This is a genomic window from Saccharothrix australiensis, from assembly GCF_003634935.1.
GTDB classification, from domain to species: Bacteria; Actinomycetota; Actinomycetes; order Mycobacteriales; family Pseudonocardiaceae; genus Actinosynnema; species Actinosynnema australiense.
In genome coordinates this window covers 1,227,649-1,249,623 of record NZ_RBXO01000001.1, presented here as the reverse complement: position 1 = coordinate 1,249,623, position 21,975 = coordinate 1,227,649, and the positions used below count along the sequence as shown (strand labels likewise).

Genomic DNA, 21,975 nt, shown 5'->3' with positions numbered 1-21,975 from the left:
CGGAGTCCGGTGCCCCGCCCGAGGCGGATGCGCTGAACCGATCTACCACGCGTCGCCGGTCTCCCACATGCCGAGGACGGCCCGCGCCACCGACACCGGCCGCTCCATCTGCGCCACGTGCCCCGTCCGGGGCAGCACCAGCAGCCGGCCGCGGGGCAGCAGCCGCGCCACGCGGGGCGCCTTGCGCACGCTGACCAGCCGGTCCTGGGTGCCCCACACGACCAGCGTCGGCGCGGTCACCTTCGGCGGCAGCAGCCACATCGACCGGGAGCGCGGCACCAGCCACGTCCGGATCAGCTCGACCGTGCTGCGGCCCAGCGCCAGGCCCGCCCACGGCTGCGCGGAACGCTCGGTGTACTCCTCCACCGACTGGTCGATGCGGCAGTCCGGCACCAGCGACGGGTCGGCGAAGCACAGCCGCAGCATCTGCTGGGCGCGTTCGCGCGGCGTGACCAGCGCCAGCCGCCGCCGCACCCGGTCGCCCACGACGGGCAGGAAGGCCAGCGGCAGCCGGGGGTCGGACACGCGGCTCAGGCTCGGCCGCAGGTCCGGCATCGCGGGCGACACCAGCGTCAGGGTCCGCACCAGGTCCGGGCGGGAGGAGGCCACGATCAGGGCGATCGCGCCGCCCATCGAGTTGCCGAACAGGTGCACGGGACCGACCCCGAGCGACTCGATGTACCCGACGACCACCTCGGCGTGCGTGGTCATGCTGAACGTGTAGCCGGGGATCGGCTCTGACCGGCCGAACCCCGGCAGGTCCAGCGCGTGCCCGTCGACGTGCCCGGACAGCTGCGCCGCCAGGTCCGTCCAGTTCGTCGCCGACCCGCCGAGCCCGTGCACGTACACCGCGGTGGCCCCGGCCGGCCCGGCGGTGCGCCGGACGTGCACGGTGTGACCGGCCACCTCGACGTAGTCACCGGGCCACGGCTCGATCGTTGTGTCCAACGGCGGTAGCGGCGCGACGGACAGGGGCACGTGGGTGATGGCGGTTCTGCTCGCCTCCAGGGTCTCGGTCACGACTCCAGGATGCCTGCGCGGGGGTCCCCCGAAACGGGAAGCTTTCCGCAACGCTGCTACCAGCGAGTAAGGTTGCCGACGAACCGGCGGGGCGAACCCCGGCCGGTTCCGCGATGTTCAGGTTGGCTGGAGGCACCATGACGGAGACGGCCCAGACCACGGTCGGGCACCACGGCGGCGCGGGACGCGGGGTCCGACTCCCACGCACCGCCCGGCGTGCCCAGTTGCTGGCCGCGGCGCAGGACGTGTTCGTGACCAACGGCTACCACGCCGCCGCGATGGACGAGATCGCCGAGCGCGCGGGCGTCAGCAAGCCGGTGTTGTACCAGCACTTCCCCGGCAAGCTGGAGCTGTACATGGCGCTGCTGGAGTCCCACGTGGACGAGCTGGTCGACCGCGTGCGCGACGCGCTGGCCTCGACCACGGACAACAAGCAGCGGGTCAAGGCGACGGTCGGCGCGTTCTACGACTTCGTGGACGGCGAGGGCCAGGCGTTCCGCATGGTCTTCGAGTCCGACCTGCGGAGCGAGCCGGCCGTGGCGCAGGCCGTCGAGCGCGCGACGACCGACAGCGTGGACGCGATCACCGAGACCATCACCGCCGACACGGGCCTGGACGAGCACCGGGCCCGGCTGCTGGCGGTCGGGCTGGTCGGCCTGAGCCAGGTCACCGCCCGCGCGTGGCTGGCCGACGACCGCAAGGTGAGCAAGGAGGACGCGGTCGCGCTGATCTCCACCCTCGCCTGGCGCGGCATCGGCGGCGGCTTCCCGCTACAGCACCACGACTGATCCGGGACCGCGCCGCGGCGCGTGTCACCGGTCGAGGTCCGCGCACCCCGTCTCGTCGGGCAGCAGCGGGCGGAACACGACGTGGTACGTGGTCGTGCCCTCGCTCCACCGGGTGTCCGGGACGCCCTCGCGCGCCAGGTCCTGGGCGGCTCGCACGTCCGCGCCGGACAGCACGACGCACTGCCCCTCGGCGACGCGCCGCCCGTCCCGGAACGGCGTGAACGGCCACGGCCTGCCGAGTTGCGCCCCGCCGGCGGGCACCGCGCTCGGCGCGTGGGCGACCGCGGCGAACCTGGTGGGCCGGTGCGGCTCGGCCGGGCCCTCGGCGTACTCCGCCAGCGCGCGCCGGAACCGCGCCAACTCCGCCAGGTCGTCCGAGGAGTCGTCGGTCAGGCCGTGCACCCTGGTCACGAACCGCTGACCACCCGATCGAAGGACGAACACCACCTGTGCGCCGTCGACCACCGCCGGGTTGTCGAGGACCCGGTTCCGCGCCAGCCCCACCCGGTGGGCCGCCCGGCGGACCTCCTCGGCCCAACCCCGGTCGACCCGCACCACCTCGGCCGTCCGGAGCGCGCCCTGCCGTGGTCCGGGGCGGATCACGCGGCCGTCGCCGTACAGGCTGAACTCGGGCACCTCCGCCGGGCTGGGAGTCGGCGCGCCGACGACCGACCGGACGCGGAGCACGAGCTGGTCGGGGTCGTCGGGCATCGGCGACGACGCGGTGCACGCGGTCAACAACACGACTGCGACCAGGGGTAACAGCATGGTGATCTCCCTTCCGCCGAGGTGACGGAAGGAGTGCCCGCGGGCGTTGCGCGGCGATTCCCCGTGACAGTTGCTCGTTGGCGCACGGAGGCATCACCCGGAGGCATCGCACCGGCGGCCGGCCGGGCGGCCGACCGGAGCACCGGGGCGGCCGACCGGGGCGCGCTCGGCGGGACCGCCCGCGGCGCGGTCCCGCCGAGCGGCTCACCCCAGCGCGGCGATGTGCGCCGCGACCTCCGCCGACCTCTCCAGCGGCAGCATGTGGCCCGCGCCGGGGTACACGACCAGCTCCGCCGCGACCTCGTCGGCGATGGTCCGCGCGTGCCGCAGGGGCGTCAGCTTGTCCTCCCCGCCGGCGAGGACCACCGTCGGGATGCCCGCGAACCGCTTCAGCGCGCGCACCCGGTCGTGCTCGTCGATGGACGCCCGGAACGCCACCATCGCCACCGGGTTGCACCGGCCGACCATGACCGCGGTGGCGGCCACGTCGCGCCACGAGGGCCGCTTGCCGAACAGCAACCACCGCAGCGGTGGCCGCAGCACCTCGGTCCGCGTCAGCAACCGCTCCCGCCGGAGCTGCGCGAGCCGCCGGTTCGAGGCCGCCTCCCCGGCCGCGAACACCCGTCCCAGCACGCCCGGCAGCCCCAGCGTCGACCCGGCGAGGCCGCCCGCCGAGGTGGCGACGAGCGCGACCCCGGCGACCCGGTCGAGCAGCGCCGGGTGCTGCTCCGCGAGCGCCATGAGCGTCATGCCGCCCATCGAGTGCCCGGCGAGCACGATGCGCCCGGTGGGCACCCGTGCCGCGAGCAGTTCGGCGAGGTCGTCCGCGCACTGCCCGATCGACGAGGTCACCGCCGTCGACGCCGCGGAGCAGCCGTGCCCGCGGTGGTCGTGGCGCAGCACCCGGCCCGGCAGCGCCGCGGCCACGGCGTCCCACGACGTGTGGTCCAGCGTCCAGCCGTGGACCAGCACCGTCGTCACCGGCGCGTCGCGCGGCCCGGTGTCGAGGACGTGCAGCGCCGTCCCGTCGGACGTGCGGAACCGGTGGTCGGTCTCCGGGAGCGCGCTCATCCGAGCAGGAACGAGCGGCGCCACGCCCGCATCCCCGGCTTGCCGACCAGGCCGTTCTCGTCCAGGAACTTCATGATCCGCTCACCGGACCAGCGGATCGTCCCCTGCCAGTGCGGGTTGCCCAGCGCCGCCCGGTGCGCCTCGTCCCGGTCCAGGCCGACGGCCGCGTACACCTCCGGGTTGACGAGCGACCGGGTGATGAACATGGACGTCGTCGCGATCAGCCACCGCTGGTAGGGCAGTTCCTTCCTGGTCAGCGCCGCCATGCCGCGCACCACCTCCTCGCGCGCGAACCGCACGTGCCGCGCCTCCTCCAACACGTGGATGCGGTTGACCATGCGCACCAGCGGCTGCACGGACTCGTCCGCCATCGTCTCGCGCTGCAAGCGGTCCAGCACCTCCTCGGCGACCAGGATCGAGCCGTACAGGGCGGGTCCGTAGCCGATCACCGGGAGCAGCTTGCCCAGCTGGTACGTGTACCGGCGCGGGCCGTAGGGCGGGCACCCGATGCGCTCGACCATGCGGGCGAACATGGTGGAGTGCCGGCACTCGTCGGCGACCTCGGTCAGCGCGTACTGCGCGTGCTTGGTCGTCGGGTCGGAGCGGTAGACCTCCTTGAGCAGCATCCGCATCAGCAGGATCTCGAACCAGAGGCCGACGCTGGCGATGCTGGCCACCTCGTGCCGCGAGAGGTCGATCCGCTGCTGCTCGGACATCCGCTCCCACAGCCCGGTGCCGTAGAGCGAGCAGCGGTGCTCGGGCGTGTAGCGGAGGCCGTCGACCAGCGGCGCGGACCAGTCGATGTCCACCTCGGGGTCGTAGAACTTGTCGGCCGAGGAGTTGAGCAGCCGCTCGGCGGTCTTCTCTCGATCGGCGACCTTCGAGGTCCTCGTCATCGGCCCCTCCGCTTGTTCGGGTATCTGCGACTTGAGGTAACAGTTACTTCTGGTAGCGTGCGTCACATGGCTCGAACTGTCAAGGGCGGGACGGACGCACGCCGGGAGCGCTGGAAGGGCCATCGGGAGGCCCGCCGGGCGGAGTTCGTCGAGGCGACGATCCGCGCGGTCGCCAAGCACGGCCCCGAGGTCGGCATGGACGAGATCGCCGCCGAGGCCGGCGTCAGCAAACCGGTGCTGTACCGGCACTTCACCGACAAGTCCGACCTGTACCTGGCGGTCGGCACGAGGGGCACCGAGCTGTTGATGGCCCGGATGGTCCCCGCCATCGGCCACGACGGGCCCGTGCGCGCGCGCATCCGCGGCATCGTCGACGCCTACCTGTCGGTGATCGAGGAGAACCCGAACCTGTACCGGTTCGTCGTCCGCAAGTCCTTCGCCGACCGGCCCGTCGAGCAGGACGTCGTGACCGAGGACAAGGAGCTGATCGCCGCCGCCCTGGCCCGGCTGCTCGGCGACTACCTGCGGGCGTTCGGCATGGACTCCGGCGGGGCCGAGCCGTGGGCGCACGCCCTCGTCGGCATGGTCCAGAACGCGGGCGACTGGTGGCTCGACCGCCAGTCCATGTCGAGGTCGAGCCTCAGCGACTACCTCACCACGCTCATCTGGCACGCCGTCGACGGCCTGCTCCGCTCCGCGGGCGTCGAACTCGACCCGGACGCGCCGCTGACCACCGGTTTCCCCGAAGGGGCCGCGCGACTGCGGCTCGTCAACGGCGAGGAGGCGTGATGCCCGGAGAGCACGGCGACCACGAGCACGACGACCACGAGCACGACGAGGACGGCTACACCGGCGCGGCGGTGCTCGTCTTCGGCCGGCGCGAGGTGCCCGTCGAGGTGCGGTTGCGCGGGCACTTCCAGCCGATCGACGGGCGGTACCACTGGTACGGCCGGATCGCGGCGAACGACCAGGTCAGCGAGCTGGTCGAGGCGGGCGCGCGCACCGCCGAGCTGCGCACGCCGGGCGGGTCCGCGACGGGGACGCTGACCGACCCGGACCCGTGGCGGCGGTACCGGGTAGCGGGGGTGAGCACACCGCCGTATGGAATTGCCGCTGCTTCGCAGACGGCGGGCGAGGCCGAGGTCGCTGACCTGGGCTGAGCGCGAGGGATGCCGGGCAGGACGGCGTGCGGAAGAAGAAGAGGGGTGCTCCGAGGAGCACCCCTCTTCTTCGTGCCGTGCTCAGTCTCCAGTCACGAAGCCGACTCGGCGGGAGTCGCTGGGACCGATTTCCACGTAGGCGATGCGCGCCGAGGGCACCACGTAACGCGCGCCCTTCTGGTCGACCAGCGTGAGGTGCCCGCTGCCCGCCTTGAGGGCGTCCGCGACCTGCGCCTCCACCTCGTCGGGCGAGAGCGAACTCGACACCACGAGCTCACGCGGGCTGTCCGCGACGCCGACCCTGACCTCCACGCTGACCTCCGTACACGCGTTGACCGCCGGCGGCGGCGGTCAGACAACTGTCGGATCAACCCTAGCCGAGGCCGAGCGCCGCCATGCGCCGCGTGTGGCTCTGCTGGAGCCGCCGGAACAGCGCCGCGATGCCCGCCAGGTCCCCCGAGCCGCGCACGATCAGCTCCGCGAGCCCGTCGCGCTCCGCCACCACGTACTGGGCCTGCGTCAACGCTTCCCCGAGCAGCCGGCGGCCCCACAGCGTGAGCCGGTCCTTGAGCTTCGGGTCCGCCTCGCAGCCGGCGCGGACTTCGCGCTCGGCGAACGCCGAGTGGCCCGTGTCGGCCAGCACGGCGAGCACCAGCTCCTTGGTCGGCTCGTCCAGCCACTCCGCGACCTCGCGGTAGAAGTCGGCCGCCAGGCCGTCGCCCACGTACGCCTTGACCAGGGACTCCAGCCACGACTTGGGCGCGGTGGAGGCGTGGAACGCGTCGAAACCCGCCACGAACGGGTGCATCGCCTCTTCCAGCGAGTGACCGCGCTCGTCCAGGTAGCGCTCGATCAACGCGTAGTGACCGATCTCGGCCGCCGCCATCGCGGAGAGGTCGGCGCGCCCGGCGAGCGTGGGCGCGGTGCGCGCGTCCTCCGCCAACCGGTCGAACGCCGACAGCTCGCCGTAGGCCAGCGCGCCGAGCAGGTCCACCACGCCCTCCGCCACCTGGCCGGACACCACCGACTGACCCGCCTGCGCCTCACCCATGCCCGGGAGCCTAGTCGGGTGTCCTTGGCAACACCGCAGGCACGCGAGTCCGCACCGCGCGTGCCGCTTCCACCCCGAACGGCCTAGTCGGAAGGTAGAGTGGCGTTTTGACGCCCGGTGCGGCGCGGCCCAGCAGGGGCTCGCAGCGGCGCCGACGGCTGACTACGGCGGCACCGTGCCGCCAGGAGAGGGTGCGCGCATACCTCGCAGGCCCTCCCGCGCCACGCCCGGCCGCCCCCTCGGCCGAGAGGCGTCCGGCGCGGTCGAGCGGCCCGTACAGGCCGTGCGCGCTGGTACGAGAGAGGCGATCACCCTGACCGCGACAAACGAGAAGACCCACCTGGACCCGGTGACGTTGGAGCACAGCGAGGCGGGCGTCCCCGGCGACGACACCTCCCACCCGCTGGCCGCCGACGCCCCCGTCCAGTCCGACGCGCCGACGTTCGCCGAGCTGGGCGTGCGCGCCGAGATCGTCCGCGCGCTGGCCGAGGCCGGCATCGAGCGCACGTTCGCCATCCAGGAGCTGACGCTCCCGCTGGCGCTCGCGGGTGACGACGTGATCGGGCAGGCCCGCACCGGCACCGGCAAGACGCTGGGCTTCGGCATCCCGCTGCTCCAGCGGATCACGGTGCCGGGCGACGGCACGCCGCAGGCGCTGGTGGTCGTCCCGACCCGCGAGCTGTGCCTCCAGGTCACGCACGACCTGACCGACGCGGCCAAGCACCTGGGTGTCCGGGTGCTGGCCATCTACGGCGGCCGGCCGTACGAGCCGCAGATCGCGGCCCTGCGCAAGGGCGTGGACGTGGTCGTCGGCACGCCCGGCCGGCTGCTGGACCTCGCCGAGCAGCGCCACCTGGTGCTGGGCAAGGTGCGCGGCCTGGTGCTGGACGAGGCCGACGAGATGCTCGACCTGGGCTTCCTGCCCGACATCGAGCGCATCCTGCGCATGGTCCCCGACGAGCGGCAGACGATGCTGTTCTCGGCGACCATGCCGGGCCCGATCATCACGCTGGCCCGGACGTTCCTCAACCAGCCCACGCACGTGCGGGCCGAGGAGAACGACGCCGGCGCGGTCCACGAGCGCACCGAGCAGTTCGTCTACCGCGCGCACGCGCTGGACAAGACGGAGCTGCTGGCGCGGGCCCTCCAGGCGCGTGAGCGCGGCCTGTCCATGATCTTCACCCGCACCAAGCGCACGGCCCAGAAGGTCGCGGACGAGCTGGTCGAACGCGGTTTCGCCGCCGCGGCGGTGCACGGCGACCTGGGGCAGGGCGCGCGCGAGCAGGCGCTGCGCGCGTTCCGCAGCGGCAAGATCGACGTGCTGGTGGCGACCGACGTGGCCGCGCGCGGCATCGACGTCGAGGGCGTCACGCACGTCATCAACTACCAGTGCCCGGAGGACGAGAAGACCTACGTGCACCGCATCGGCCGCACCGGTCGCGCGGGCCGCACGGGCGTCGCCGTCACGCTGGTGGACTGGGACGAGACGCCCCGCTGGAAGATGATCAGCGACACGCTCGACCTGGGCAAACCCGAGCCGGTGGAGACGTACTCGACCTCGGACCACCTGTTCGCCGACCTGGACATCCCGGCGGGCTCCACCGGTCGGCTGCCGCTGGGCCTGCGCACCCGCGCCGGCCTGGGCGCGGAGCCGGAGGAGAACCTCAAGGGCGACCGCAAGGCGCGCGGGCGCAAGCGCAAGCGCGGCTCGGGCGCGGACGACGAGGCGCCCGCCGAGCGGGGCACGACCCCGGCGACCGGGGAGGGCGGCACCCGCACGCGCCGGCGTCGGCGCAGTCGCGGCGGTGTCGTGGCGGCGGGCGAGGGCGCGGCCGAGGCCGCCGCCGGGACCCCGTCGGCCGATGAGCCTCCGAAGGCGGTCGAGACCCCGGCGGAGGCACCCGCGGAGGCCACCGGCGCCGCCAAGCGCACCCGCCGCCGCAAGCCCGCCGAAGCCGTCGCCGAGGCGACCGCGGTGACGACCGCCGAGGCAGACAGCGAGGCGTCCGCCGACGCGGTGACCGAGGCGCCTGCCCCGAAGCGCACCCGCACCCGTCGGCGCAAGCCCGCCGAGCCGGCCGCCGCCGAGGGCACCACCGAGCCGGCCGCCGCCGAGGCCACTCCGGTCACCGAGGCCACCCCGGTCACCGAGGCCGCCCCGGTCGCCGACGCACCGGCGGAAGGCGCGGCGGACGCGCCGGCCGAGGCCGCGCCCAAGCGGACCCGCCGCCGCAAGCCCGCCGAGGGCGCGGCCGACGGCGTCGAGGCCGCCGAACGCCCCCGCCGGCGCAAGGCGGCGGAGCAGGCCGCGCCGGAAGCGGGCACGGAGCGCCCGCCCAGCCGCAAGGCCGACGCCTCCGACGCGGAGGACTCCGACGAGCGGCCCCGCCGCCGGCGGCGTCGCCGCACGGGTGCGGAGGCCGAAGGTTCCGCGGACGCCCTCCCGTCGGCAGACTGACTCCTTACACGGATCACCGGCCACGTGCGGCAGCATGTGGCCGGACAGATCACCGAACCATCGGGAGCCGGGCAGTGGGCCAGCCGGAACAGGCGGAGTCGAACGGTCGGGTCGTGCTGGGCGCCGAGGGGCAGCCGGCCCCCGGACCCGACCACCAGGCCGCCGTCGACACCGAAGACGTCCTCGCGGAACCGGTCTCCCCGGACCCGGCCGGCACCCGACCGACCGACCCGGCACCGGATGGCACGGCACCGGATGGCACGGCACCGACCGACCCGGCACCGACCGACCGGGAGCCGGCCGGATCGGGGCCGTCCGGTTCGGCACCGGACGGCACGACGACGACCGGATCAGGGACGACCGGATCGGGGACGACCGGCACGGCACCGGACGGCACGGGGACGACCGACGAGCCCGTCGGGCCCGTCCGCACGTGGCGGACGCGGGGCGACTACCTCGCCCTCGCGCTGCTGGTGGTCGGCGTGCTGGTGGCGAGCACGCTGGTGTGGGCCTTCAGCGACGCCCGGCACACGGTGTCGCAGACCGGCCCCAGCCAGGTCACGCCGCTGCCGCCGGCGACCGTGCTGCCGCCGACCCTGGCCGAGGTGTGGCGTGCGCCGAGCGGCGCCACGCCGGCACCGGTCGCCCTGGACTCGGTGGTCGTGACGGGCCACGACGGCGAGGTCGTCGGCCGCGACGCGCTGACCGGCGACGTCCGCTGGCGGTACAGCCGCAACTGGCCCCTGTGCACGGTGAGCACCGCCTGGGGCAAGGCGTTCGCGCTGTACCGCAAGGACACCAACTGCTCCGAGCTGACCACGCTGGACATGGCCTCCGGCAAGCGCGGCCCGCAGCGCAACGGCGACGCCGCCCTCGACACCCGCCTGCTCGACGAGGGCTCGCACGTGGTGACCACGGGTGAGACGTACTTCGAGGTGTACCGGCGGGACGACCTGGTGCGGTCGCTGGAGTACGGCACGCTGCGCGCCATCGTCAACGCCAACAAGCAGCCCCGGCCGGGCTGCCGGTACGGCTCGTTCGCGGTGAGCAGCGGCAAGGTCGCGGTGGTCGAGCGCTGCCACCACCAGGACCCGTCGGACCGGATCACCGTCCTCAAGCCCAACCCCGAGAAGTCCGACGAGCCGCACGTGCTCAGCAGCGTGATCATCGGCGAGAAGGACGCGCGGGTCGTCGCGGTGACCGGCAACCGGGTCGCGGTGGCCGCGCCGGGCAAGCTGATCGTGTTCGACGCGGAGACCGGCGGCCTGGTCCAGGAGCACCCGGTCGACGTGACCGCCGACGAGCTGCGCGGCGACCCGCCCGGCCGGGTGGTGCCGACGCTGACCAGCACGGCGAACGTCTACTGGTTCACCGGGTCGCGCACCGTCGCGCTGTCGCTGGTCGACCTGAGCCCCGTGTGGTCGACCCCGTCGCGGGGCCCCGGCACGACCCTCGCGGGCCGGGTGCTGATCCCGGTCCCGGAGGGCCTGAGGGTCGTCGACCAGGTCACCGGCGCCGAGGTCGGCCGGATACCGGTGGACCGGGGCGGTTACGACGGTCCCGTGCAGCTGGCCACCGAGGGCCCCGTGGTGCTGGAGCAGCGCGGCGACACCCTGGTCGCGCTCCGCTGATCCGGGCACGCGCACCCGCGCTCGGTGCGGCACACTGCGAAGCGTGTACTCGCAGCTCAGTCCGCACCGCGCGGAGCGCGTGGACCTGCCCGGTCGGTTCGGCCCCGTGGCCGCCCTGCGCGCGCCGGCCACCGGCGCGGACCTGGGCGCGACGGCGCTGCTGACACCGGGGTACACCGGGTCCAAGGAGGACTTCGCCCCGCTGCTCGACCCGATCTCCGAGGCGGGCCTGGAGGTCGTGGCGATCGACCTGCCCGGCCAGTACGAGTCCGCCGGCCCGCTCGCCGAGGCCGACTACCGCCCGGCGTCCCTGGGCGCGGCGCTGGCCGAGCTGGTGGAGAAGCTCGCGGCGGACGGGCGGCGCGTGCTGCTGCTCGGCCACTCCTACGGCGGTCTGGTGGCGCGCGGCGCGGTGCTCGCGGGCGCGCCGGTGTCCGGCCTGACGCTGCTGTCGTCCGGCCCGGCCGAGCTGCCGCCCGGCGAGCGCCGCACCGCCCTCGACTACGGCGAGGTCGTCCTGCGCGAGCAGGGTATCGAGGCGTCGCAGCGGCTCACCGAGGCACGCGCGGCCCTGCACCCGCGCTGGTCGCTGCTCCCGCAGGAGCTGAAGGACTTCTACAAGGAGCGCTTCCTGCGCTCGACCGCAGCCGGCCTGCTCGGCATGGGCGACGCGCTGCGCACCGAACCGGACCTGGTCGCCAAGCTGGCGAGGGTGCTGCGCACGTCGGGCGTGCCGTGCCTGGTCATGTGCGGCGAGCTGGACGACGCGTGGTCGGCCGCCGGGCAGCGCGACATGGCCGAACGCCTCGACGCCGACTTCGCCGTGCTCAAGGGCGTCATGCACTCGCCGAACACCGAGGCCCCGGACGCCCTCCTGGCGACGCTGCTGCCGACGTGGCGGGCGTGGCTGTGTTGAGCGGGTTGTGTTGGATTGGCCCGACTCTGTGTTGGATTGGCCCGACTCCGTCGGGCGGCTCGGCCGCCTGGAAGTCGGCGGCTCGCGGGGCGGGTTACGCCGATCGAAGAGCGTGATCGGCCAAACCCGCGCCACGAACCACCGACGCGGCCTCGCTGTGTTGGATGGCCCGACTCCGTCGGGCGGCTCGGCCGCCTGTTAGTCGGCGGCTCGCGGGGCGGGTTGCGCCGATCGAAGAGCGTGATCGGCGAAACCCGCGCCACGAACCACCGACGCGGCCTCGCTGTGTTGGATGGCCCGACTCCGTCGGGCGGCTCGGCCGCCTGTTAGTCGGCGGCTCGCGGGGCGGGTTGCGCCGATCGAAGAGCGTGATCGGCGAAACCCGCGCCACGAACCACCGACGCGGCCTCGCGAGCGCGAGCAGGAGCGACGGGCGAGTGGGCGACAGGGGTGCGGGTGCGGGCTGGGGGTGGGCCTGGCTAGCTGGGCGGCTCCTCAGGCCCACCAGAAGGACCACAGGGCGGTTGCGCCGGCTGCCAGGACTACCAGGCCGCACGTGGTGGCCGCCCAGCCGGTGCGGCGGTCGGCGAAGATCTGTGCCACCACCGCCACCACGGCCGCCACGGCGTGGCCCACGACCACGTCGACGCCTGGCCCCGGCAGGTCGTGCGACCCCGCGTAGACCTGCACGCCGATGAGCGCCAGGGCCAGCAGCACGAGGCCCACGGCCACGGCGCCGCTCGCGCCGCGCCAGACCCGCAGCGCCCTGGGCTCGGTCTCCACGTTCGTCACGGATCTCCCTACGGCGCGAGCAGAGCCCACGGATCGAGTGTCGGCGCCGCCTGCCGGCCCTCCGGGCAGCTGCGGCGGAAGTCGCACCACGTGCACTGGTTGCCGGTGCGGGGCGGGAACAGGACCTCCGGGTCGCCACCCGCCGCGAGGGTGTCGCCGGCCAGACCCAGCTCGTCCGCCGCCTCCTCCGCCCGCGACACGTGCCGGGCCAGGCTCTCCTCGGTGTGCTCCCACACCGACACCGTGCCGGTGGGCAGGTGGTGCAGCTCCACCCGGTGGCACGGCTTGCGCAAGGTACGCCGCGCCGCCAGCGCGTACAAGGCCAGGGCCTGCGAGCCGCGGGCGTCGTCCACGGTCAGCGCGTGCCGCCCGGTCTTGTAGTCGACGATGACCAGCTCGCCGTCCCTCAGGTCGATGCGGTCGACCCGGCCCTCGGCGACGATCTTCGACGTGGGCGTGGACACCCAGCGCTCGATGCCCACCGGCTCGATGGACGTGTCCAGCTCGTCCACGTAGCCGCGCACCCAGCCCTCGGCCCGGCCCCGGTAGACGGCGGCCTGCTCCTCGTCGCGGAAGCCGTCGTTCTTCCAGTGCCGGTGCAGCAGCGCGACGGCCTGCTCCGGCGTCCGCTTGGCGGCGGGCAGGTCGAACAGCGCCTTCAGCGCGTTGTGCACCACCGCGCCCAGCGTGTTGTGCGCCCAGGCGCCGCCGCGCGGCGGCGCGGGCCGGTCGAGGTAGGCCATGCGGAACCGACGCGGGCAGTCCGCCCACGTGGCGAGCTTGGCCGGCGTCACCCGCACCAGCTTCTTCGGCATCGCGCCGAAGTCGAACCCCAACTGCTCCTGCACGGCGCCAACGCTACCGAGCGGCACCGACGGCCCACGCACTGCCCGCGACCGGCCGACGTCGGTTCACGCGGGCGGCCTAACCGACCAGCACCTTGCACCCGGTCGCCCGGTCGGCGATCGCGTCCAACACATCAGGTGATGTGGACTCCGCGCCGAGTCGCACGGTTTTGTTGGTGCCGTGGTAGTCCGACGAGCCCGTCACCAGCAGCCCCAGGTCACCGGCCAGCCCGCGCAGCCGGGCGCGGGTGCCCGCGTCGTGGTCGGGGTGGTCCACCTCGACACCGGCCAGCCCCAGCTCCGCCAGGTCCGCCAGCACCCCGTCCGACACGATCGGGCCGCGCGAGGCGGCGAACGGGTGCGCGAGCACCGTCACCCCGCCCGCCTCGGAGATCATCTCGATGGCGCGGGCCACCGGCGTGTCGGTGCGCGGCACGTAGTACCGCCCGCCGGTCAGGTAGCGGGCGAACGCCTCGTCCACGGTGGCGACCACGCCGGCCCGGATCAGGGCCATCGCGAGGTGGGGACGCCCCGCCGGCGCGTCGGCGGGCATGGCCGCCATCAGCTCGTCGGGGTCGATGGGGAACCCGTCCTCGACCATGCGCAGCGCCATCTTGCGCAGCCGCTGCCGCCGGTCGGAGCGCAGCCGCAGCTGCTCCTCGACCAGGGCGGGCGAGGTCGGGTCGTAGAGGTAGGCCAGCAGGTGGACGGTGATGACCCTGCCCCGGCCGTCGTCGGACGCGCACGACAGTTCCGCGCCGCGCACCAGCCGCAGGCCGGCGGGCAGCGCGTCGGCCGCCTCCGCCCAGCCTGCGGCGGTGTCGTGGTCGGTCAGCGCGACCGCGGACAGGCCGGTGGCCGCCGCGGCGGCCACCAGTTCCGCGGGCGTGTCGGTGCCGTCGGACTCGGTCGAGTGGGTGTGCAGGTCGATTCGCACCCGCCCAGTCTGACCTACGGCACCATCTTCTTCCCGCGCGCCGCCCGCTGCGCCTTGATCATCGAGAAGCGCTCCGCCTGCGCCTTCTTGTCGCCGAAGGTCAACTCCGAGATCGCGTCGTAGACCTCCTCGGGGTTGGGCAGGTACTCGATCCGGTTGAGCGCCTGGATCTGACCCGCCGACTCCACGACCAGGGTGCCGAACCCGAACATGCGCCCGAGCACCGAGCGCTCGTAGGTCAGGTCGGTGACCTTGCTGATCGGCATCATGGCGACCTTGGTCTCGAAGACCCCCGAGGAGATCATGAACCTCTTGTCGGTGACCACGATCCGCTCCACCCACCACTCCATGACGAAGTAGGCCAGCCTGAGCAGCACGAACAGCGCCGCGTACCAGAGGATGTTCTGCACCACGCCCAGGTTGTCGGGCAGCAGGTACGAGATCATCATGGCGCCGGCGAGCAGCGCCGCCGCCTCCAGGAGATCCCAGAGCAGGCTGGTCCAGTGCCTGCGGACCCGGATGACCCGACGCTCCGTGGGGAGCAGGTACTCGTCGGGGTCGCGTGGTGCGAACATGCCTTCGACCTCTCGCCGTAGGGAGGGAGGAGCCGGGGGCGACTCAGAACAATTGTTTCACGAAGGTGATGAGCGCCTCAGCAGCTTCCCGCAGCGTGCCCAGGATGTTCTGCACCAGCTGAGCCGCCTGCTGCGGCTCCGCGATGAGGAAGAACAGGAGCAAGCCGACCCCGGCGAAAGTGAGAATCTTTTTCAGATTCACGGTGATCAACCCCGTTCGCTACCCGCACCCGTTTGGCGCCAGTGAAAACCGTTGTACCGCACCGCGCGGCACCTTGGGAGTTTTGTACCGCACCTGGGGTAGCCGGCTGCACCGCCGTTCCGGTGTGACTACGCTGAGTCACCGTGACCGCCGATCGCGCCTTCCTGATCCGCTGTGTCGGAGGCATCATCCATGACTCCAACGGGCGACTACTACTCGTGCGGAGGGCGAATCCGCCAGGTGAGGGACGGTGGTCGATACCGGGTGGACGAGTGGAGCCGGGCGAGGACGACCGGACCGCGCTGACCCGCGAAGTCCTGGAGGAGACCGGACTCTCCGTGACAGTGGGCCGGTTCGTCGGCAGCGTCACCCGACCGGCCGCACACAGTCTCTACGACATCCACGACTACGCCTGCCAGGTGCGATCCGGCGTGCTCCGAGCGGGGGACGACGCTACGGACGCACGATGGGTGACGACTGCGATCTTGGCCACACTTCCGCTGTCGGAGGGCCTCCTGGAGGCGCTCCGGGGGTGGGGGCAGCTCCCCTGGGCCTGATCGACTTCGCCCGTTCGGGCGACGGCGCGCCGGGTGTTCAAGCCCTGTTCACAGGCCGTTCAACCCGCGTTGCGGCGCGGCGGCGACGGGCGGCGGGGCACTCCGACCGGACCTCAGGGCAACCAGACCAGGCGCTGCCCGTGCAGGGCGGTCTTCGCGAGCGCCTTCGCCGAGCGGACCTCGCCGCCCTCGAACCGGACCAGCCCGAGCACCCCGAACGTCTCGCCGTCCGCCGCCAGGTCGTCCCGGCCGGGCAGCACGTGCGCCAGGCCCTCCGCGTACGCCTCGTGGCTGACCCACCACACCGGCCGGTCCAGTTCCCGCAGGGCGCGGACGAACTCGCCGCCCGGCAGGTAGGCCAGGGTGCTGCTGGTCAGCACCACCAGCGGCAGCTCGGCGGGCACGCGCGCGGCGGCCGCGGCGAGGTCGGCCACGGCGTCACCGACCACGAACTCCGGCGGCGCCTTGCGCTGCACCGCCGCGGCCACGCCGAACAACCGCAGCCGCTCCGGCTGGTCGGCCCAGACGCACGCCTCCAGCCACGCGTAGGCGTCCTCGTCGCCGAGGTCGACGGGCGCGCGGTCCAGCCCCACCCTGGCCGCCACCTTCACCGCCTTGGGGATCCTGGGCAGGTCCGCGCCGGGAGCCAGTTCCAGCGCGCAGTGCAGCCCCAGCGCGGCCTTGGCCGGACCGGCGACGAGCTGCCCGGCCTGCTGGGTCTGGAACCGGTAGCCGTACCGGTCCAGCCCCAGCAGCAGGCCGGCCGCGCAGCCCACCTCCAGCAGGCCGACCGGCCCCTTCACCATCGCGACCGCCGGGTACAGCAGCGCGGCCCGGCGCACCTCGTTGGTCTGCGTGGACCGGGTCGAGACCAGTTCCCGCATCCGCTCCGCCCGGTCCAGCACGAACGACCGGAACAGCGGCCAGGTGCGCTCGTCCGCCCCGTACGTGCCGCCCAGCGACGGGTAGTAGTTCGACAGCTCGTGGAACGGCTCGGCCTGGAGCAGCCGGTGCGCCGCCGCCAGGAACAGCGTCGGGTACGCGAACCGCTCGGGCGCGGCGGTGAGGAGGGCGGCGACCTCCGGGTCGGCGGCGGCGTGCGCGGCCAGGTGCTCGTAGAGGGGCGACACGCCGTGCGCTTCCAGGCGCGCGAACTCGGACAGTCGCCGCCGCACCAGGTCCAGAGACGTCACGTCACTCCTTCGTCCGAATCCGCACCAGCGGCACCGCACCCGACCCGTGCGCTCCGACCTGCGGCCCGACAGCCCGACCGGGACCCGGCCGCTCGGCGGCCCGACCGCGCCAGGGGCTCACCAGGCGGAAGGCTCCGGCCTGCCCGGCTGCTCGCCACCGCGGCTGTCGCCGTACGAGCGCTTGGGCACCATCACCTTCCTCCGGAACACGCACACGACCGTGCCGTCCTGCTTGTAGCCGCGGGTTTCCACGTACACGACGCCGCGGTCGTCCTTGGACTTCGACGGCGTCTTGTCGAGCACCTCGGTCTCACCGTAGATGGTGTCGCCGTGGAAGGTCGGCTTGATGTGCCGCAACGACTCCACTTCCAGGTTCGCGATGGCCTTGCCCGACACGTCCGGCACGGACATCCCCAGCAGCAGCGAGTAGACGTAGTTGCCGACCACCACGTTCTTGCCGAAGTCGGTGGTCTCCGCCGCGTAGTGCGCGTCCAGGTGCAGCGGGTGGTGGTTCATGGTCAGCAGGCAGAACAGGTGGTCGTCGTACTCGGTCACGGTCTTGCCGGGCCAGTGCTTGTAGATCGCGCCGACCTCGAACTCCTCGTAGTAACGCCCGAACTGCACCGCACGCCTCCGTTGGCTACTGGTCGAGGGCCTGTGATCGAACACCCTCACGACCGGGACGACAGTCTGAACGCGGGAGGAGTACCCTCGGCAACTGGTCTGTGAGCGACTCCACCGCCGCGGACGACCGACCCGAGGAGGTGAGGACCACCGATGAGCAACGACCCCCATCCTGCGAGTACCTCGCGCGTCCTCCCCGGTGGGTCCGCAGCACGCAGCTAGGCCCAGCGCTGTCCGGTCGGGGACGTGCCGTCGTCATGTGATCGCGAGTCGACGCCCCCTGTCTGGAGGACCCGTGCGCAGCTTGCCCTCCCTCGGCGGCCTGAGAGGCCGCTCGTCCGACCGAGGCCGGCCGTCGGTGCCCATCCCCGTGCCGCTGTCGGCGTACGTCGTCGACTGCGGCGTGTACGTCGAGGGCACGCGGCTGACCGGCCACTGGTCGCACACCGACGCCGTGGACGAGGTCCGCAAGCGCGGTGACGGGTTCGTCTGGATCGGCCTGCACGAGCCGGACGAGGAGCAGATCCAGGGCGTCGCGGACACGTTCGGCCTGCACGAGCTGGCCGTGGAGGACGCCGTGCACGCCCATCAGCGCCCCAAGCTGGAGCGTTACGACAACACGCTGTTCATGGTGCTCAAGACCGTGCGGTACGTGCAGAACGCGTCGCCGGACACGGCCAACGAGATCGTGGAGAGCGGCGAGATCATGGTCTTCCTGGGCCGGGACTTCGTGGTCACGGTCCGGCACGGCAACCACTCCGGCCTCGCCGCCGTGCGCCGCGAGCTGGAGGACGACCCGGAGAAGCTGCGGGTCGGCCCGGCCGCCGTGCTGTACTCGATCGCCGACCACGTGGTGGACAACTACCTGGAGGTGACCGACCACATCGAGGACGACATCGACCAGATGGAAGCGCTCGTGTTCGCGCCGCGCAGCCGGGTCAGCGCCGACCAGATCTACCTGATGAAGCGCGAGGTGCTGGAGCTGCGCCGCGCCGTGATGCCGCTGGCGGTGCCGCTGCGCCGGCTCGCCGAGGGCTACACGCCGCTGATCCCGGAGCAGGTGCGCTCGTACTTCCGCGACGTCGACGACCACCTCACCGAGGTGTCCGAGCGGGTGATGAACTTCGACGAGCTGCTGACCACCCTGGTCGACGCGACGCTGGCGAAGATCACGCTCCAGCAGAACTCGGACATGCGCAAGATCTCCGCATGGGTCGCCATCATCTCGGTGCCGACGATGGTGGTGGGCGTGTACGGCATGAACTTCGACTACATGCCGGAGACGCACTGGAAGTACGGCTACCCGATGGTGATCACGGTCATCCTGGTCGCCTGCCTGACGCTGTACCGAATATTCCGTCGGAACCGCTGGTTGTAGCCCCCTCCCAGTCCACCCCGACCCGACGGGACGCCCCGACATGACCAGAATGCTGACCAACCTGCGCTTTTGGATCCTGGCCTTCCTCCTGGGCTGGCTCACCACGGTGACGGTGCTGATCGCCACGGGCGGCTAGCCCCTCGCCGCGCCGGCGGGACCGCCGACCGTCCACGGTGGACGCCGGCGGGGCGGTCACTCCCAGGGCCGGGTCTGCCACGTGAACGGGATGCCGTGGCCCGCCCCGGCGCCCAACCGCAGCGAGACGCCGCTCGGCCACAGCTTCAGCAGCAGGTGGAAGTCGGTCGCGCCGGCGCCGCTCAGCCCCCGCCTCGGCTCGAAGACCAGCAGCGCCAAGGGCGCCATCGGCGTGGCGCGGGCCGCCGCGTCGGCCAGGACCGCGCGGCCCGCGGCGCGGTCGGCGGGCGACACCGAGTGCCACACCACGGAGTGCCACACCACGGTGAGCACGTCCCGCTCCGGCCGGGCGAGCTGCTCGACCAGCCACTCCGGCCCGGTGGCCCGGCGCACCGGCACGGGGTCGAGCTGGGCGAGGTCCAGGGCGTCGCGGAGGCGTTCCCACCGCCGGAGCTGGTCGCCCCACACGAACGACGACAGGTGCAGCCGCCCGTCCTCGGTCGACACGTCGACCGGGTCGAGGTCGCAGCCGGCCCGCCGCACCAGGCGCAGGTTGTGCGACAGGTCGACGGGCGGCCGGCCGGTCCACCCGACGTCGAGCGCGAAGGGGCTGCCGACGTCGCCGAACAGCTCGTCGCCGACCCGGTACGCCACCCGGTGCGGGCGCAGGTTCAGGCCACCGGACGCGCCGACCTCCAGCAGCCGCACGGGGAACGGGGTGCGCCTGCCCGCCGCCTCGGCGGCCAGGTGGGTCGCCGTCTGGAGGCCGCCGAACAGCGGCGCGCTGCGGCCCGGCTCGTTGGTCTGCACGGCGGTCGCGTCCACCAGCGCCCGCAGGCGGTCGGTGTGCTCGTGCAGGACCGGCAGCGCGTCGTCCCACAGGGTTGCCAGGCGCGGCTCGCCGCCCGCGGTCGGGTAGTGCGCGGCCAGTCCGGGCGCGCGGCCCTCCAGCACCAGGCGGTGCAGCGCGCCCGCGAACCGCAGGCCCGGCACCGAGCCCTTCCGGTCGCACACCGCGCCCGCCATGACCCGCGCGGTCACGCCGCCGCGCGTCAGGTCGGCCGCGGCCGACACCAGCAGGGCGTGGGTGAGCGGGCTGTGTTCCCGGCAGACGCGGGCCGCGTCGAGGAACAACTCGGCGAGCACACCGCGCAACGCTAGTCGGATTCCGGTCCCGCGACAGCGGGGTGCGCGCGCATTTCACCCTTTCACTGGCAGCGTGTCGCGCACGGCGGATGCCCTTAGGCTCGATGGGTGCCGAGGGTGCTCGCGGTGGCGGACGAGGTGGTCGAGCGGTTGTGGACCGACCAGGTGCGGCGGCACGGGGTCGACCTGGTGGTCGCGGCGGGCGACCTGCCGTTCGAGTACCTGGAGTTCCTGTCCTCGGCCCTGGACCGGCCGTGCGTGTTCGTGCCCGGCAACCACGACCCCGACCTGGCGGGGTACGCGAAGGTGCGCGGGCTGTGGACGAAGGCGGGCATCCCGGCGCGGTGGCCGGGGCCGGCGGGCGGCGTCAACGCCGACGGGCGGGTGGTCGACGTGGCGGGACTGCGGATCGCCGGGCTGGGCGGCTCGATCCGCTACAACGACGGGCCCAACCAGTGGACCGAGCGCCAGCAGGCGCGGCGGGCGCGGCGGGTGGTGCGGCGGGCGGCGTGGCGTCGCCTGCGCGACCGGCGCGACGTGGACATCCTGCTGACCCACTCGCCACCGCTGGGCTGCGGCGACGAGCCGGACCCGCCGCACCGGGGGTTCGCGTGCCTGCACGACGCCGTGCGCCGCCTGCACCCGCCGCTGCTGCTGCACGGGCACATCCACCCCCACGGCAGGCCCCGGCCGGACCGGGTGCTCGGCGGCACGCGTCTGGTCAACGTGGTCGGGTACAAGGTGTTGGAGGTGCCGGGAGGGCGGGCGACGCCCTCCGCCGGGCACGAGGCGGGACGAGGACCGCAGCGACCGCGCGAAGAGGAGGACGACGATGCGCCGTGACACCGGGTTCCCCGCCGCCGACGCGGAGAACGACTTCCTGCGGGCCCGCCGGCGGCAGGTGCTGTCCCGCCTGGCGACGTGGCTGCGCCGGGAACCGGACGACGTCAACATCATGCTGCCGTTCCACGAGGTGGTGGAGGCGCTGGGGTACGCGGGCGAGCGGCGGCTCGGCCTGCGGACCATCCGGCTGGACTCCATCGTGGGCAGCGTCGACCGCACCCGCGACTTCGACCGGCGCTTCCGGCCGACGTCCGCGCGGGTGCGCGAGCGGTGGCAGCGGCTGGCGCTGGCCACGCGCCGGGGCGAGGCCGTGCCGCCGATCGAGGTCTACCAGGTCGGCGACCTGCACTTCGTCCAGGACGGCCACCACCGGGTGTCCGTCGCCCACGCGCTGGGGCTGACCGTCATCGACGCGTACGTGACGGCGGTCGTCACCCGCATCGACGCGCACGGCATCCGCCACCGGGGCGACCTGATCGTCAAGGACTACCGGCGGCTGTTCCTCGAACGCGTGCCGCTGCCCGGCGAGGCACGCGCGGAGGTGCTGCTGTCGGACCCGTGGGACTACGCCGAGCTCGGCGAGCACGTGGAAGCCTGGGGCTTCCGCCTGATGCAGGACGAGGGCGCCTTCCTGGACCGCCCGACGATCGCCCTGCGCTGGTACCGGGAGGAGTACGTGCCGGTGGTCGGCATGTTGCGGCAGGCGGGCCTCGTCGGCGACCGCACCGAGACCGAGGCGTACCTGTGGGTGGCGGCGGAGCGCTACCGGCTCATCCGCACCCACCGCTGGGACCCCGACGTGATCGACACGATCCGCACCGCGCGCCGGGGGTAGCCGGCCCGCCGGACGCCGCCTCTCACCCGTCCGTGTGACGAGCGGGCAGGACGCGGCCCGCTCACCCGACCGCACACCCCGTCGACGCGCCCGCCGACCGCACACCTCGGGGGCGCGGGTGCCACCCGCCGCCCGCACGGGTGGTTCGCCGACC

General features: G+C 73.4%; 24 protein-coding genes. 10 read left to right on the top strand and 14 right to left on the bottom strand.

Annotation, left to right across the window (positions count from 1 at the left end; all coding sequences use genetic code 11):
• Positions 1–42: 42 nt before the first annotated feature.
• Positions 43–1,020, bottom strand: a complete 978-nt coding sequence (locus C8E97_RS06060) for an alpha/beta fold hydrolase (RefSeq protein ID WP_121002425.1) — start codon at positions 1,018–1,020, stop codon at positions 43–45.
• A 137-nt stretch (positions 1,021–1,157) separates the two neighbouring features.
• Here C8E97_RS06060 and C8E97_RS06055 point away from each other — a divergent pair, with 137 nt between their 5' ends.
• Positions 1,158–1,808, top strand: a complete 651-nt coding sequence (locus C8E97_RS06055; RefSeq protein WP_121002423.1) for a TetR/AcrR family transcriptional regulator — start codon at positions 1,158–1,160, stop codon at positions 1,806–1,808.
• A 24-nt stretch (positions 1,809–1,832) separates the two neighbouring features.
• Here C8E97_RS06055 and C8E97_RS06050 read toward each other — a convergent pair whose 3' ends face one another.
• The 3 genes from C8E97_RS06050 to C8E97_RS06040 all read right to left on the bottom strand — a co-directional run bounded on the left by C8E97_RS06050 (position 1,833) and on the right by C8E97_RS06040 (position 4,543).
• Positions 1,833–2,576 (bottom strand): hypothetical protein, encoded by a 744-nt coding sequence (locus C8E97_RS06050; RefSeq protein WP_147455001.1) that lies wholly within the window; start codon positions 2,574–2,576, stop codon positions 1,833–1,835.
• A gap of 204 nt (positions 2,577–2,780) precedes the next feature.
• Positions 2,781–3,647: an alpha/beta fold hydrolase gene (locus C8E97_RS06045; protein ID WP_121002419.1), complete on the bottom strand. Its 867-nt coding sequence runs from the start codon at positions 3,645–3,647 to the stop codon at positions 2,781–2,783.
• Positions 3,644–4,543 (bottom strand): AurF N-oxygenase family protein, encoded by a 900-nt coding sequence (locus tag C8E97_RS06040; RefSeq protein WP_121002417.1) that lies wholly within the window; start codon positions 4,541–4,543, stop codon positions 3,644–3,646. The genes C8E97_RS06045 and C8E97_RS06040 overlap by 4 nt, the downstream gene beginning before the upstream one ends.
• 66 nt (positions 4,544–4,609) lie before the next feature.
• On the opposite strand from C8E97_RS06040, the gene C8E97_RS06035 reads away from it, so the two are divergent.
• Both C8E97_RS06035 and C8E97_RS06030 read left to right on the top strand, forming a co-directional pair.
• Positions 4,610–5,332 (top strand): TetR/AcrR family transcriptional regulator, encoded by a 723-nt coding sequence (locus C8E97_RS06035; RefSeq protein ID WP_121002414.1) that lies wholly within the window; start codon positions 4,610–4,612, stop codon positions 5,330–5,332.
• Complete coding sequence (locus C8E97_RS06030; protein ID WP_121002412.1) at positions 5,332–5,703, top strand: DUF4873 domain-containing protein; 372 nt, start codon at positions 5,332–5,334, stop codon at positions 5,701–5,703. Before C8E97_RS06035 ends, C8E97_RS06030 begins: the two co-directional genes overlap by 1 nt.
• An 81-nt stretch (positions 5,704–5,784) precedes the next feature.
• On the opposite strand, the gene C8E97_RS06025 is transcribed toward C8E97_RS06030, so the two are convergent.
• Positions 5,785–6,015, bottom strand: a complete 231-nt coding sequence (locus C8E97_RS06025) for a DUF3107 domain-containing protein (RefSeq protein WP_121002410.1) — start codon at positions 6,013–6,015, stop codon at positions 5,785–5,787.
• Between the two features lie 61 nt (positions 6,016–6,076).
• The gene (locus tag C8E97_RS06020; protein ID WP_121002408.1) at positions 6,077–6,754 is read right to left on the bottom strand and encodes a ferritin-like fold-containing protein; all 678 of its coding nucleotides are present in this window, start codon (positions 6,752–6,754) and stop codon (positions 6,077–6,079) included.
• 349 nt (positions 6,755–7,103) lie between these two features.
• Here C8E97_RS06020 and C8E97_RS06015 point away from each other — a divergent pair, with 349 nt between their 5' ends.
• The 3 genes from C8E97_RS06015 (at position 7,104) to C8E97_RS06005 (ending at position 11,759) form a co-directional block, all read left to right on the top strand.
• On the top strand, positions 7,104–9,212 hold the full coding sequence (locus C8E97_RS06015; RefSeq protein ID WP_484336684.1) for a DEAD/DEAH box helicase: 2,109 nt from the start codon (positions 7,104–7,106) through the stop codon (positions 9,210–9,212).
• A gap of 74 nt (positions 9,213–9,286) precedes the next feature.
• Positions 9,287–10,843, top strand: a complete 1,557-nt coding sequence (locus C8E97_RS06010) for an Rv3212 family protein (protein WP_121002406.1) — start codon at positions 9,287–9,289, stop codon at positions 10,841–10,843.
• A 43-nt stretch (positions 10,844–10,886) separates the two neighbouring features.
• Positions 10,887–11,759 carry an alpha/beta fold hydrolase gene (locus C8E97_RS06005; protein WP_121002404.1) on the top strand — a complete coding sequence of 291 codons (873 nt, stop codon included), beginning with the start codon at positions 10,887–10,889 and terminating at the stop codon, positions 11,757–11,759.
• 495 nt (positions 11,760–12,254) lie between these two features.
• Here C8E97_RS06005 and C8E97_RS06000 read toward each other — a convergent pair whose 3' ends face one another.
• From C8E97_RS06000 to C8E97_RS34295, 5 genes are all read right to left on the bottom strand, one after another.
• Positions 12,255–12,551: a hypothetical protein gene (locus C8E97_RS06000; protein ID WP_246018698.1), complete on the bottom strand. Its 297-nt coding sequence runs from the start codon at positions 12,549–12,551 to the stop codon at positions 12,255–12,257.
• 8 nt (positions 12,552–12,559) lie between these two features.
• Positions 12,560–13,399, bottom strand: coding sequence for a RecB family exonuclease (locus tag C8E97_RS05995; protein WP_121002400.1), 840 nt, complete (start codon positions 13,397–13,399; stop codon positions 12,560–12,562).
• Positions 13,400–13,475: 76 nt separating this feature from the next.
• Positions 13,476–14,333: a PHP domain-containing protein gene (locus C8E97_RS05990; protein ID WP_121002398.1), complete on the bottom strand. Its 858-nt coding sequence runs from the start codon at positions 14,331–14,333 to the stop codon at positions 13,476–13,478.
• A 14-nt stretch (positions 14,334–14,347) separates the two neighbouring features.
• Positions 14,348–14,908: a PH domain-containing protein gene (locus C8E97_RS05985; protein WP_121002396.1), complete on the bottom strand. Its 561-nt coding sequence runs from the start codon at positions 14,906–14,908 to the stop codon at positions 14,348–14,350.
• 43 nt (positions 14,909–14,951) lie between these two features.
• Entirely contained in the window at positions 14,952–15,110 is a 159-nt protein-coding gene (locus C8E97_RS34295; protein ID WP_170211632.1) for a hypothetical protein, read from the bottom strand.
• Between the two features lie 143 nt (positions 15,111–15,253).
• On the opposite strand from C8E97_RS34295, the gene C8E97_RS05980 reads away from it, so the two are divergent.
• Positions 15,254–15,667, top strand: coding sequence for an NUDIX hydrolase (locus C8E97_RS05980; protein WP_246018696.1), 414 nt, complete (start codon positions 15,254–15,256; stop codon positions 15,665–15,667).
• A gap of 113 nt (positions 15,668–15,780) precedes the next feature.
• Here the strand turns inward: C8E97_RS05980 and C8E97_RS05975 are convergent, their stop codons facing one another.
• The gene (locus C8E97_RS05975; RefSeq protein ID WP_121002394.1) at positions 15,781–16,860 is read right to left on the bottom strand and encodes a DUF2332 domain-containing protein; all 1,080 of its coding nucleotides are present in this window, start codon (positions 16,858–16,860) and stop codon (positions 15,781–15,783) included.
• Between the two features lie 117 nt (positions 16,861–16,977).
• Positions 16,978–17,484, bottom strand: a complete 507-nt coding sequence (locus C8E97_RS05970; RefSeq protein WP_121002393.1) for a MaoC family dehydratase — start codon at positions 17,482–17,484, stop codon at positions 16,978–16,980.
• A gap of 295 nt (positions 17,485–17,779) precedes the next feature.
• Here C8E97_RS05970 and corA point away from each other — a divergent pair, with 295 nt between their 5' ends.
• On the top strand, positions 17,780–18,862 hold the full coding sequence (gene corA / locus C8E97_RS05965; protein ID WP_121002391.1) for a magnesium/cobalt transporter CorA: 1,083 nt from the start codon (positions 17,780–17,782) through the stop codon (positions 18,860–18,862).
• Positions 18,863–19,054: 192 nt separating this feature from the next.
• Here corA and C8E97_RS05960 read toward each other — a convergent pair whose 3' ends face one another.
• Positions 19,055–20,143 (bottom strand): DUF2332 domain-containing protein, encoded by a 1,089-nt coding sequence (locus C8E97_RS05960; protein ID WP_121002389.1) that lies wholly within the window; start codon positions 20,141–20,143, stop codon positions 19,055–19,057.
• A gap of 108 nt (positions 20,144–20,251) precedes the next feature.
• Between C8E97_RS05960 and C8E97_RS05955 the strand changes: the two genes are divergently transcribed.
• Complete coding sequence (locus tag C8E97_RS05955; RefSeq protein WP_121002387.1) at positions 20,252–20,986, top strand: metallophosphoesterase family protein; 735 nt, start codon at positions 20,252–20,254, stop codon at positions 20,984–20,986.
• Positions 20,976–21,821 (top strand): chromosome partitioning protein ParB, encoded by an 846-nt coding sequence (locus tag C8E97_RS05950; protein WP_121002385.1) that lies wholly within the window; start codon positions 20,976–20,978, stop codon positions 21,819–21,821. Before C8E97_RS05955 ends, C8E97_RS05950 begins: the two co-directional genes overlap by 11 nt.
• The last annotated feature ends 154 nt before the right edge of the window (positions 21,822–21,975 follow it).